At 50.7% G+C, this 11,987-nt stretch carries 13 protein-coding genes; 12 read left to right on the forward strand and 1 reads right to left on the reverse strand.

What is annotated here, in order from left to right:
* Positions 1-540, reverse strand: a 540-nt coding sequence (locus tag EYB53_RS17170) for a transposase (protein WP_167857455.1), incomplete at its 3' end; no start/stop codon positions are given.
* A gap of 398 nt (positions 541-938) precedes the next feature.
* Between EYB53_RS17170 and EYB53_RS17175 the strand changes: the two genes are divergently transcribed.
* The 12 genes from EYB53_RS17175 (at position 939) to EYB53_RS17230 (ending at position 11,986) form a co-directional block, all read left to right on the forward strand.
* On the forward strand, positions 939-3,791 hold the full coding sequence (locus EYB53_RS17175; RefSeq protein WP_135479645.1) for a helix-turn-helix domain-containing protein: 2,853 nt from the start codon (positions 939-941) through the stop codon (positions 3,789-3,791).
* A complete protein-coding gene (locus EYB53_RS17180; RefSeq protein WP_135479646.1) occupies positions 3,788-5,329 on the forward strand; it encodes a pPIWI-associating nuclease domain-containing protein in 1,542 nt (513 codons plus the stop codon). Before EYB53_RS17175 ends, EYB53_RS17180 begins: the two co-directional genes overlap by 4 nt.
* Before the next feature lie 382 nt (positions 5,330-5,711).
* Positions 5,712-5,942 (forward strand): DUF433 domain-containing protein, encoded by a 231-nt coding sequence (locus tag EYB53_RS17185; protein WP_135479647.1) that lies wholly within the window; start codon positions 5,712-5,714, stop codon positions 5,940-5,942.
* Positions 5,939-6,307 carry a hypothetical protein gene (locus EYB53_RS17190; RefSeq protein WP_135479648.1) on the forward strand — a complete coding sequence of 123 codons (369 nt, stop codon included), beginning with the start codon at positions 5,939-5,941 and terminating at the stop codon, positions 6,305-6,307. The genes EYB53_RS17185 and EYB53_RS17190 overlap by 4 nt, the downstream gene beginning before the upstream one ends.
* A 267-nt stretch (positions 6,308-6,574) precedes the next feature.
* On the forward strand, positions 6,575-6,805 hold the full coding sequence (locus EYB53_RS17195; RefSeq protein ID WP_254151115.1) for a hypothetical protein: 231 nt from the start codon (positions 6,575-6,577) through the stop codon (positions 6,803-6,805).
* Positions 6,795-7,028, forward strand: coding sequence for a PIN domain-containing protein (locus EYB53_RS17200; protein WP_135479649.1), 234 nt, complete (start codon positions 6,795-6,797; stop codon positions 7,026-7,028). Before EYB53_RS17195 ends, EYB53_RS17200 begins: the two co-directional genes overlap by 11 nt.
* A gap of 141 nt (positions 7,029-7,169) precedes the next feature.
* On the forward strand, positions 7,170-8,027 hold the full coding sequence (locus EYB53_RS17205) for a hypothetical protein (protein ID WP_135479650.1): 858 nt from the start codon (positions 7,170-7,172) through the stop codon (positions 8,025-8,027).
* Positions 8,028-8,458: 431 nt separating this feature from the next.
* The gene (locus tag EYB53_RS17210) at positions 8,459-8,689 is read left to right on the forward strand and encodes a DUF8778 family protein (RefSeq protein ID WP_097653362.1); all 231 of its coding nucleotides are present in this window, start codon (positions 8,459-8,461) and stop codon (positions 8,687-8,689) included.
* On the forward strand, positions 8,676-8,999 hold the full coding sequence (locus tag EYB53_RS17215; RefSeq protein WP_135479651.1) for a type II toxin-antitoxin system PemK/MazF family toxin: 324 nt from the start codon (positions 8,676-8,678) through the stop codon (positions 8,997-8,999). The genes EYB53_RS17210 and EYB53_RS17215 overlap by 14 nt, the downstream gene beginning before the upstream one ends.
* Positions 9,000-9,416: 417 nt before the next feature.
* Positions 9,417-9,791: a DUF433 domain-containing protein gene (locus tag EYB53_RS17220; protein ID WP_097653360.1), complete on the forward strand. Its 375-nt coding sequence runs from the start codon at positions 9,417-9,419 to the stop codon at positions 9,789-9,791.
* A 409-nt stretch (positions 9,792-10,200) separates the two neighbouring features.
* The gene (locus EYB53_RS17225) at positions 10,201-10,758 is read left to right on the forward strand and encodes a dihydrofolate reductase family protein (protein WP_135479653.1); all 558 of its coding nucleotides are present in this window, start codon (positions 10,201-10,203) and stop codon (positions 10,756-10,758) included.
* Positions 10,759-11,755: 997 nt separating this feature from the next.
* Positions 11,756-11,986 (forward strand): type II toxin-antitoxin system Phd/YefM family antitoxin, encoded by a 231-nt coding sequence (locus tag EYB53_RS17230; protein ID WP_135479655.1) that lies wholly within the window; start codon positions 11,756-11,758, stop codon positions 11,984-11,986.
* Position 11,987: the final 1 nt, after the last annotated feature.

Genomic DNA, 11,987 nt, shown 5'->3' on the forward strand with positions numbered 1-11,987 from the left:
GTCAACCGGCGGCGGGGTGGCGTCTTTGCGCGGGCGTCCGGGTTTCCGCTTGGGGGCTGGTTCGACCGGCGGCGGGGTGGCGTCCGGCACGCTGGCCGGTTCACCACGAGCACGAAACAGTTGGGCCACCTGGATGGGAAACGAACGCCGCTGCTTCACACTGATCAGCGACAGCGTGAAGAAGGCCAGGCCCGGCACCGGTTTGCCCGCCAGACTGGAAAAGAAACGGTCGAGGCCGTGGGTCTGTTTCCCCGCTTTGCTCACGACCGTCTCATCGCCGCCGACGAGGTACACGTCGTCCGGGTCATGCAGGTGCGTGCGAAAAAAGACCCAAAACAGCAGCTCCCAGGGCAGCACGGTGGCAAAAAAGCGTTGGATGGTGCGGTAGCTGCCGCCGGTGCTCGACCAGCGCGCCATGCCCTGCATCGTCACCCGACCCGTCATCGCGAGGATGGCCTGGCTGATCCGGCTCAACTGCCGAATGGTCGTCAGCCGCACGAACGGTGCCAGACAGACCAAGAGTGTGATAGGATTGCGCATGGGCTTTTGTTGTTTCGTCGTTGGTTTTGGTTTATCACCCCAACGATACGACAAAAGCCCGTTGTGCGCGACTCTTCAGGCGGCACGGCTCACCCGGCGACGATAGTACCGCACGGATGTTTGGTTGTTAAAGGGCCAGCGAGGTGGTCATTTTGGCGAGGGTATTGAAGTATAAAAAATATATCTGGAAAACCCGGATCGGGTATTATTTGACCTTGGTAGGCACACGGACAAGCCGTTTGGGTGATCGTACTGCGCTATCTGCCTATCCGGTATCGGGGGATTTTGGCGAGGGTATTGATTAAAGGCTTTTGTTTTGATATAATTAAACGTGATCTCTATGTGATTTGCAAATTGCTTTAGAGTAATTTACTCATGCAAGATTTTATGGTGAATTCATGAATAATATATCAATTCTTACACTTGAGCAGGCTGCAGAATATCTTCAAATTCCTTCAGCAGATTTATATCATGAACTAGAGTCAGGAAACCTTCCGGGTCGTAAAATTGCAGGTCAGTGGCGTATCAGACGGGAGACTCTAGATGATTTCCTGTCTCAATTTGAGTCGTCAAGTCAATTACGAAATAAACAAGAAGTTGACGCGTCAGACACGCCCGCACAGGCTGTCCAAGATTCTACTACTACACTTGACACCAGTACTCCTAGCGTCGAAGATGGTGAAGAAAATAGTACAAGTACCGAAAACCTTGCAAGTAGACTCACTTCAACAATTAGTTTATCAGAATCAGAATCAGCATACTCACCCAGGCAAGACAACTCAGTTCAACAATTATTGCCAAGTGCATCTGACCCTAACAGGCTCATTGCAAGAGTATTCAGCTATAACATTGACCAAGGTTTTGGATACGCAAAAACAATTGATAATAAAACTATCTTCATTGATGCAAAATATCTATTATCGAAGTACCCCACTCCTTTTCCAGGGGAAATCGTCGAATTTGAGTGGCAACTTTCAAGAAAGGGACATCCCCAACCAAGAGCAATCAGAGTATTGACCAAAGAAGAAGTTGATGATAAAGCGATGACCACACAGAAAGTCGTGGAAGATAGTTCTATAGAGCATACTGAAACAACTGACACTGATACTTCCGAGACCTCGCTGCCTATTGAAACTCGAGTCCCTCGTATCTTATCAGTAACACCTCGCCCTTCGTTCAGAAACATTAACGGTACGAGAGAAGCACAGTCCCTTTACCAAAAAGCAGCGTTGGCCAATACTGAAGGAAGGTATGATGAGGCTCGCAGACTTTTCAAGAAAGCCCTGGAAGTTGGTGCAGGAATGCAAGCATATCAGGCGTTTGCAAAATTGGAGCGTGAAAAAGGTCATAGACTAGAGGCAATTCGTATTCTTAGGCAAGCTATTGATTTGTTTCCAAATCAAGCCAGTTTGTATGTCATGTATGGCCAGATAGAACGTAACAGCCGAAATAATCAACGAGCTGAGGAAATCTTTCGAAATGGCTTACATCATGTCCCACATGATGTCGGATTGCGCATGGGATTAGCACAAACCCTTGTACAAATAGGATCGGAAAAATCTCTGGATGAGGCTGGAGTATTGTTTGCTCAATTAGAACGAGAAAGAAAGATGAACAAAAGTGACGGACTTTATCAGAGATTTCAATTCCTCAAACGTAACCCAAGAGCAAATCAGGTTTACGATTTTTTTCAGACAGTAGCTGGTATGAGAGTTGGTATTGCAGGTCAGAAAGACCTTCCCTATCACATAACTGATATCGTTGTTGAAACTGACAATCAAGAATTAGAAGAATCTTTTGGTTTATCGGGCGGAATTCTTGTACGCTGTTTCCAAAGGCCAGCTCGACAGGCAGAGATTGTGAACCTTAAAGACTACATTTCAAGACTCAGGAATAATGAACTAGTTGGATTAAGAGAGGGCCGAGAGGTGGTATTGAACCGCTCACTAGCCTTTGTTGCTGTACCTGAAACGAGCAATGTCAGAGATCAGATTATGAGTATTCTCAGCGAAAGTAGCGAGGCGATTGTTCCCATAGATGACGCCGTTCTGAGTACCAGGAGTCCCGAAAGTGCGCTCAGTACGCTTCGAGACCTTTTGGGTCAGTATCTTGGTCAGAGGGATCTATATAACAGCACTGGTCCTGTATATGGCGTCCCGGGTCGACGCTTTTTCGGAAGGGAAAGGTTATTGGTTCAACTTGCAGATGACGTAAACAGAGGGCAATTCATTGGTATATATGGTCTCCGAAAAATGGGAAAAACGTCTCTAGTATATCAACTTCGTGACGAAAAATTGAGCAGTGAAGTTGTCGCATATGTTGATCTTCAGGCGAGCAGTTCACAATTTACAGGTAATCTTGATCCTGTTTACTATGAAATCGAGAGGGATTTGTATAGTAAATTGTTAACAAAAGACTTTAGCACCGCGAGTATTTTGAAACTGGGACAATATGAAAGATTTACCGACATTCCTAAAGATATCACAAGTGTGTCATTAGTCTTTGCAGAGGATATTCGCCTAATATTGGATAGATTAGCCCAGAATAAGATTACAAGTTTTCGGCGAGTAGTAATTGTATTAGATGAGCTTGAGCGAATTTTACCGGTTTCAGGTCAGACAGTTATTCAAGGATATATTGACTTCTTCGGCTTAATTCGTGGTTTAATGCAAACTGAACGATACCGAGGTTTGTTGTCCAGTGTTGTTGTTGCAGCTAATGCAAGCATAAGCGAGCGTGGTTACTGGGGTGATCGTGAGAACCCTGTATTTGCACTATATAAAACAGTATTTCTGCCCCCATTCACCATGGAAGAGTGTAGTGAGATGGTCAAGACTCTCGGTAGAGGCATGAGTGTCCGATGGGATGATGGTGCTATTGCAGCAGTTTTTTTTGAAACTGGAGGACATCCTTTCTTGACTCGTCTCTTTTGCAGCCGAATCATCCAGAACCATCGATCTCGGCCACTCTTAGTGACCGTTGATATGGTGCAGGAACATGTACGCTCATTTATTCGTTCTGACAGTGATAAGCTTGAGCAGATTACAGAAATTCTGCATAGGAACTTTCCAGAGGAAGAGCAATCTCTGCTTCAGATAGCATTGGATGAAGCACCTAATAATCTAGAAGACGAGTCGCTCCGGCACCTTTTGGGTTATCACCTTATCCAGCCAGAAGGTAATACGTACAAAGTCACCTTAAACCTGTTGAGAAGGTGGCTAAGGCGACGCGCAGGAGTAAAGGACGAATGAGCAATCCATATTCGTGGAATTCAGTGAACCCAACACTTTTCTACGGTCAGGATCGTATAGATCTGCTTATAGACATGATAGACGGACTTACAGGAAGTCCAAGATCTTCTTTTGGTGTTACTGGAAGCCGTAGAATCGGCAAGACAACTTTACTCAGACGGCTGGAACAAGATCTGTCAAGTGGACACGAGCAATGGAAATCAGGTGGAGTGATCACCATCCCGATATACATTGATGGGTTAGTGTTGCCCAGACCATTAAGCCCAGGGTATTTATGGTACTTTATCTTAAGTGAAATTACATTAAAATTAAGATCAAATAACACTTGTGCATCCTGTGAACTTGACTTTGCTGGTTTTAAGCAATATTTGCAGCCAGTATTATCAGAACTATCAGAACGCCCTCGCGTGATTGTATTATTTGATGAAGTAGAACCAATAATGATACATGATTGGTCAGGAGGCTTTTTTGCTCAATGGCGAGCCATGTTAAGCAACTCCCCCGGAATGAGCGAGTTTTTTACCGCAGTTTTCGCTGGAGCACGTGAAATGACTGAACTTCAGCGAGATGTAGGTTCACCACTTAAAGACATCCTTGAATGGCGGGTACTACGTACCTTCGATTTCGAGGATTCATGCTTAATGATGCAGGATCCTATGGGAATCACTTGGTCAGATGAATTCCTCCAATTTGCCTACCAGCAGACTGGTGGACATCCTATGCTTCTACAATATGCGATGCAAAAAGTAATCTCTCAGACAAAAGATCCAGATAAAGCTGTTTCTGTACTCAATCAGGCTATTCAGAAGTTCAGTATTAATCGATCCTGGCACTTTGAAGAATGGTTCAATAGGTATTGCACTCCAACTGCGCGGAGAATATACTCAATGATGCCCGAAGATGGAACTGCAATACCTTTGAGAGATATTGTACGAGAGTTTGGCGTGTCAGAAGCAAATGCAGCAACTGAAATCCTTCAACATGTCGGTATTGTTGTTAGTGAAGACGACGGCATGCTCTTCCGATATTCCGGAGAGATGTTTCGAAATTGGTTCCGGAAATACGGTTCAGTTGAAGACACAATAGAACATGATCATGCGGTATACTTACGGCTTGCAAGAGTACAATCAGAGCACGATCTTGCAGAGAAATACCTTACAGCTTGGAAAACTTGTCAGGCAAGCCTCCCAAACTATTCAGGTGCGGTTAGCGAGATACGAGATACCTTTACTCTTGTTCTACAAGCACTTGCACCGGATGAGCAGGTGAAGGGGGCTACAGATTTCAAACCGGAGCCAGGACAAACCCGTCCTACACGACGGCAGAAAGTCAGATATCTGGCAAGGGAACGCTACAACAAAATCACTGCAGCAGAGATTGAGAACGATACGAATTTGTTTGAAGTGCTGCTTTCTGAGTTGGCAGTCAATGCATATAATGCGGCTTCTGCACTTACACACACAAGCGCAACTCGCGAAAGTGCTTTTGAGATTCTCAAGAGATGGGATACTATCCTTAAGCGTTTATTACCAGAATAGTTTATCTCCTACAAAAGAATACGAGTATAGACTATCATAACAAAGAATATGTACGGAAAGCATAAAAATACAAATATTATTAATCTTGATGAACATATAAAATCACTGCGCTATTCATACCCGCCGCCCAACATGGCTCGCAGCAGACGCCGCTGGCGCGTCCTTGAACCTAGCGGTTTCTATCACGTCGTCGCGTGCCGAGTCTCATCGCGATCCACATGCCCGCCAGCGGCGCCGCTGAAGCCCGACGTTGGGCCCAATCAGGGTGTCCTTTTGGGCGCAGATACGTTCGGTTCTTCGGAAGCGAGCGAAACTGATATGCTACAATAGGCGGAGAAGGATGCGGGATCGCGTGAACGATGTGGTAGACGGGAGGATCTTCATGGACAAAAATTGGAAGCACCTCACGGCGGTGGAGTCCCACCCAGATATTGTGAGTGGCGCATGGGTTTTTCGCGGGACGCGCGTTCCGGTGGCCGCGTTGTTTGAAAATCTGCGCGATGGTGCGACGATTGATCAATTCTTGGAGTGGTTTCCGGGTGTCCACCGACAAGATGTCGAAGCCGTGCTCGATTATGAAGTTGCGATTTTGAGTGTACCGGCAGCCGCATGAAGGTTCTTTTTGATCAAGGCACCCCGGTTCCGCTCCGCCGGTATCTTCCCGATCATACGATCACGACGGCGTACGAGCAAGGATGGGCGAGTCTGAAAAATGGACAACTGCTTGCAGAAGCAGAATTGGCCGGTATCGATATTGCATCGTCCGCTCCGGCATCCAGGGCCCAACAACGCCTTGTCCACGGACGCCGCTGGCGCGGCCATGACCTGGGCGCGAGTTTGGCCCGTGGGTGTCGTTCAACTGCCGGTGGCGATTGCTCGAACCTGCCAGCGGCGCCGGTAAAGGCGGGCGTTGGGCGGCAACCCATAACCCCTGCGACGATTTTCCTCGCACCATCCCCACGATCACCAAACGGTTGATAGCCTACCTGTGAAGCGCTTGCGCTTGCTGCGAGACAGAGGATGAACAGATGACACTTACCATCGAACACGTCGCGGTTCCACGTGCCGCCGACCAGCACGGAGTGATACGTGTCGGTGGCACGCGCGTTACGCTCGACACCGTGGTTGCTGCGTTTCGAGATCGTGGCATACCAACAGCGCAAGGACATCGGCTTCTCAACCGCAAGCCGGAGGACGGTGGATCGCATATAATAGTGAGCGACATGGACGATGCGAAGGGAGGGCATGATGGTACCCATATCGCTTGAGCACGAAATCTTGACGACACTGGCCAAGCTCGCCCCAGCGCAACAACGCCAGGTGCTTGACTTCGTACGTTTCCTGCCCCTGACGCCAGCGGGAGTCACCGGCCAAAGTCTGCTCACCTTTGCAGGCACCATTCAGGCTCATGACCTGACGCAAATGCAGCACCCGATTGATACCGATTGCGAACAGGTCAATGTTAATGAGTGGTAGCTACCTGCCTGATACCAATGTGGTCATTGCGTTGTTCGCCAATAATCCGGCGGTCATCGCCCAACTCGCGGTTGCACGCAATGTCTTTACCGCCAGTATTGTGCTTGGCGAATTGTACTATGGTGCACTTCATTCTGACCAAGTGGTGGCAAACACGGCCCGTGTTTCCACATTTGCCAGCAAAAACGTGGTTCTTTCCTGTGGCGAATCGGGGCTTTTTTGAAAGTCAGAATCACGATCAGTGGCGTCCCAATCTTCAGTGTGGCACTTTCGCCGACGGCTGATGCGCGGGCGTTAGCCCGCTCGCTCAAACGCCGTGCGACAATTATTCTCGTATCCATGAGCACCAGGAGGAACTACTACCATGCGTCAACTCTCTGACACGTTCAAAAATACCTTACAGCACGGGTTTCTCCGTGGTCTTACTACAACAGTGCAGCAGGATAAAGATCTCGATCTCCATATTCGTGACAACTATATCAATGTTTACTATAAAGGCAATGCACTCCTCAAACTGACTGAAAAGCAAAAAACACGGTATCAGGTAGAAATCCATGCGAAGTTTCTTGAGAAGTCCCCAATACCCGACCTCATTGATGAGGACACGACTCAGCACTTTCTTACCCAAATACCACGTCTCAAAGCGGCCATCTCTCAACATGGTAAATCATCTCTTGAGATTGAATATGAGCAACTGATCATTCGTGCTAACAACCGTGAGCCAAGAAATACGGTAGAGTACTTTATTGTCGATCGGCAGTATGCGATCAATGACGCTCGATTTGATCTGACCGGAATATTTTGGAGTAGAACGCACCGAAAGATCGGCCAACAAGTGAACCCATGCCTGATGGAAGTTAAGTTTGCACTCAACACGGATATTAAGGAAATACACCTGCAAATACAGCAATATTACCACTATATTAAACATAAAAGCATGCATATTTCCAAAGAAATCGAAACGTTATTTCACCAAAAGCTTGATTTGGGCTTATATGAACAAGGTGATGAACGATTGAAAATGATGAGAACGCTCACCGTTTCACCAAATATCGATGATTTTTACTTCCTGATCATCCTTGTTGATTACAACCCTTACAGCAAATTATTACCAATCGAAGAACTAAAAAGGTTATCATTCTCCAATCAAATCAGAATCCAGTATAGTGGATTTGCCATGTGGGAACGCAATATCCAAGCATTCGAACCATACTCCCCCTAGCGGGCTAACAAGCGCATGCAGCACGACCGGCGGGATCGGGGCGAAGAAGCAGCAAAACGGCAGGACAAATCTACGGAAGCTGTGCTCCCCACCGACATCTGACGCTCAGGCCGTTCGGCGGCGCAATGCGAGACCTTCTGGCGGCCGTCATCCACAGCAACGAACATACATGCGCCCCAACCAACTGGCGCGTTGGGAGTTACGTGCTGGTCAGGATCGCATTTTTTATGATGTCATGCTTGAAGCTACGGTTGTTTCCATGCTTGCTGTTGGCTACAAGGATGGCAATCGGCTCTCTATGCGTAAAGCCGCTGAGGATAGCGATTTTCGCGGTGGTCGGTTAGCAATAATGCCTGCAGCAGACTTGCGCGTACCATGCGCACGTCGTATACTACGTGTACTACACGTATACTCATTGCGCGGAGGGCATCATGCAAAGAAAATTGACCATTACCCTTGATGAAGATGTGTACGAAGGGCTCCATAAGGTCATCGGACGACGCAAGATTAGCCAGTTTATCGAAGCGCTCGTCCGACCGCATGTAACCATCACTGAGCTTGAGGCGGGCTATGCCGCGATGGCGGCTGACGAGGAACGCGAGACCGAAGCCCTGGAATGGAGTGAGGCGCTGATCGGAGACCACGCGCATGAAACGCGGTGAGGTATGGTGGGTCAATTTTGACCCCTCGGTCGGCGGCGAGATCCAAAAAGAGCGACCTGCGGTTATCGTGAGCAACGATATTGCCAATCGGCTTCTCAATCGCCTGCAAGTCGTGCCGCTCTCGACGAAAGTCGACCGCTTATATCCCAGCGAAGCGTATGTGACCATCAATGGGGTGCAGCAGAAAGCGATGGCGGATCAACTGACGACGGTGAGTAAACAGCGGCTGACCAATCAGCTTGGGAAGCTCTCCAAAGCCGATCTGCACGCGGTCGAGCGGGTCATCAAGATACAGCTCAATCTGTCATAAAGGACGAGCCGGACGCTCTCCACTGGTAACGCCCAGGCTGCAACCCAAGCGCCAGCCGCGTTGGGAAGCGCAGCGTCTTCGCGTGCGCGCCCGTCCGCGCCGGCGCACGCAGATGCAGGCCCGTCGTCCATTAGTACGCCCAAAAGCCGATGCTCTTTCCCCAACCAGCCGCCCAACACCGCATGCACTTGACGCCGTTGGCGCGGCCTCCAACCTGGGCGCAACTCACGCCGCCGCCAGCGTCCCCATGCTCGTCGTGATCTTCGACCCACCAGCGGCGTGGCTCAGCGGGATCGTTGGGTGACCTATCAAACGCCGCCACCTGGAGAAGCGTCCCGATCGCACAGACGTTCGCTGCCACGACTATTGCTCTATGGTACAATAGCCGTAGTGATATCGTCGTCGCGGAGGAAAGCTATGACGAATACAGCGATGCGTGATCACACAACCGTGGTGCGGACAAGCCGTGGTCTCTCAATTGCCGGCACACGGATTACCTTATATAGTATTCTGGATTATGTCCATGCGGGATGGCCAGCCAAATTGATCCGTGACCGGCTGAACCTCACTGATCAGCAAATAACCGACGCATTGGACTATATCGCCACCAATCAATCTGAGGTTGAAGCCGAGTACCAGCAGGTGCTCCGCGACGCGGAAGAGGTTCGGCACTATTGGGAGGAACAGAATCGCGAGCGCCTGGCTGCTATCGCTGCACTGCCCCCCAAACCGGAACAGGCTGCCATACGGGCCAAGTTGGCGGCAGCCAAAGCGAAACTCAACCAGCAATGATCACGGTGTTGGTTGACCATAATGAGGAGCGTACGTCCACCACACTCCCGGTGAGTACGATTGGGAGTCTGGATCGCCTTGACGAACAAGCGTATCGCGAACATTGTGCCACGCGCCTGGTGGAAATCGCGTTGGATTTGGATGCATACGCCGGAGTAACGCGATTATTCATCCCGTAAAACCTGGGGCGTGGCAGGCTAACATCGCGTTCCAGCCGACCGGCTGGATCGGGGCGATTTTCGCAGCCAGAAGCGGAGAAAACGCTATACTGATCTATGAATGTTGTACTCCCAGCCGACGGCTGAACGCTGGTCGTTCGGCGGCACAGTGTGAGCACCTCGCGAATTGGACTCGTGCTCTTGGCGCCAGACGGCGAGCGGCTCATCGCGTATCGCGAACGGAGGACACCATGGGACTCTTGACCTTCAGTATCAACGTCACCCTGGACGGCTGCGTCGACCACCAGGAAGGAATCGCCGACGACGAGACACATGCCTTCTTCACCCGCCTCATGGACGAGGGCGGGGCGATGCTGTGGGGCCGTGTCACCTACGAACTGATGGAGAGCTACTGGCCAGCGGTCGCCCGCGGCGACGCGGAGGCACCGCCGGCGCTGCGCGAGTGGGCGGTCAAGCTGGAGGCCAAGCCGAAGTACGTGGTGTCCTCGACGCGAAAGGACTTCCCCTGGACTAACAGCCACCACATCGCCGGCAACCTGCGCACGGGCGTACAGACGCTCAAGGACGCGACCCCGAACGGCGTGCTCCTCGGTAGCAGCAAGCTCGCGACCGAACTGGACCGGCTGGATCTCATCGACGAGTACCAGGTACTCGTCCACCCCAGGATCGCCGGCCACGGCCCGACCCTGTACGAGCGTGGGCTGCCCAGCACGCGACGGCTCGAGTTGATCTCGGCGAAGCCACTCCGCAGCGGCGCGGTCGCCATGCACTACCGGCGCGCGCGCTGACTCGGAGATGGGGCATGTCGCCTAACAACGCGCTGTACTCGGACGGGCCTCGCGTTGCTCGGCCCGCCGGTGAGCGCAAGCCGTTCGGCGGCAGCCCATCAATGCCTGACTCTCAATGATGGTGCCGTATACGACCTTGCCCTTCCTGTCACGTTCAGTCCATCGATGGTGCTCATGCATGGTCCCATGGTTCCGTGCTTTCCACCCACGTGCTCTCCTTGTGATGGTGCCACCTGATGAGCGGGCTGCGAACAGGAGGCGACAATCTCACTTTGCAGCACCCCTATCGGTCGTTGGGCCACATTCACGCCGCCTTGGCCGACGAGTGGGATCATCAGGAGGAACGCGATCAGGCTATCGCCCGTCGGCGGGAACGCGTTGAGGAACTGCGCCGCATGACTCCGCCCGCGCCCGTGATCGCACGCCGCACAGCACCGCGCTCACCCCCATGCCGCTCAAACTATCCATAGATCATCATGTGCACGCTGGGCTTACGCCTGCGACAGGTGGATGTCCTCACGGCCTCCAAAGACCGCAATGTGTTCAGGATTTGGAAGTGATTGCGGCAGTCGGGCGCGAAGCAAACGTTGTGGATCGGGTTATCGATCTTCCACTGGAACACGCCATGGATCGGTAATCGCCTATCCAGAAGATTCAGCAATAGTTTTCGTTATAAACCATAACTCGGCTGCCGCCGAACAAGCGCATGCAGCCCGACCGGCGAATCGGGGCTTTTTTGAAAACCAGATTCAGCCCGGGCGTGGTTCCAATTCAGCACGTGGTGTTCGCCGACGGCTTATGCTTGCCGTTGGGCGGCAAAGCTCCCTCAAAATCAAGAAGAATCAAAAACATTACATAAAGAGTTGTGCCATCTATAAGCGTCACTTTTTGGCATTAGAAAGCCAAAAAGTCAAATCGCGAACATGACATGAAGCGGTCAGTTATGGTATACTGCCTCTCTCATGAACATGATCAAACCCATGAAAGGAATCGGGTGATGACCATCCTCGTTGATATTACAGAGGCACAAAAGCGCTTTCTCGAAATTATCCACGCTGCTGAGCAGGGAGAAGCGGTCATTATCACAAAAAATGCACATCCGGTGGTGCATATTGTTGCGGCACCTCCGTTCAAACACCGACCAACCTTTGGGAGTGCACGCGGGTTGATGACCATCGCTGAAGATTTTGATGCGCCACTCGACGACTTTCGTGCGTATCAGCCATGAA

The organism is Candidatus Chloroploca mongolica, from assembly GCF_004762035.2.
In the GTDB taxonomy this organism is placed as follows: domain Bacteria; phylum Chloroflexota; class Chloroflexia; order Chloroflexales; family Chloroflexaceae; genus Chloroploca; species Chloroploca mongolica.

Coding starts and splice junctions, on each gene's coding strand:
- EYB53_RS17175 (WP_135479645.1), top strand. CDS start 939: ATGAATAATATATCAATTCTTACACTTGAGCAGGCTGCAGAATATCTT.
- EYB53_RS17180 (WP_135479646.1), top strand. CDS start 3,788: ATGAGCAATCCATATTCGTGGAATTCAGTGAACCCAACACTTTTCTAC.
- EYB53_RS17185 (WP_135479647.1), top strand. CDS start 5,712: ATGGACAAAAATTGGAAGCACCTCACGGCGGTGGAGTCCCACCCAGAT.
- EYB53_RS17190 (WP_135479648.1), top strand. CDS start 5,939: ATGAAGGTTCTTTTTGATCAAGGCACCCCGGTTCCGCTCCGCCGGTAT.
- EYB53_RS17195 (WP_254151115.1), top strand. CDS start 6,575: ATGATGGTACCCATATCGCTTGAGCACGAAATCTTGACGACACTGGCC.
- EYB53_RS17200 (WP_135479649.1), top strand. CDS start 6,795: ATGAGTGGTAGCTACCTGCCTGATACCAATGTGGTCATTGCGTTGTTC.
- EYB53_RS17205 (WP_135479650.1), top strand. CDS start 7,170: ATGCGTCAACTCTCTGACACGTTCAAAAATACCTTACAGCACGGGTTT.
- EYB53_RS17210 (WP_097653362.1), top strand. CDS start 8,459: ATGCAAAGAAAATTGACCATTACCCTTGATGAAGATGTGTACGAAGGG.
- EYB53_RS17215 (WP_135479651.1), top strand. CDS start 8,676: ATGAAACGCGGTGAGGTATGGTGGGTCAATTTTGACCCCTCGGTCGGC.
- EYB53_RS17220 (WP_097653360.1), top strand. CDS start 9,417: ATGACGAATACAGCGATGCGTGATCACACAACCGTGGTGCGGACAAGC.
- EYB53_RS17225 (WP_135479653.1), top strand. CDS start 10,201: ATGGGACTCTTGACCTTCAGTATCAACGTCACCCTGGACGGCTGCGTC.
- EYB53_RS17230 (WP_135479655.1), top strand. CDS start 11,756: ATGACCATCCTCGTTGATATTACAGAGGCACAAAAGCGCTTTCTCGAA.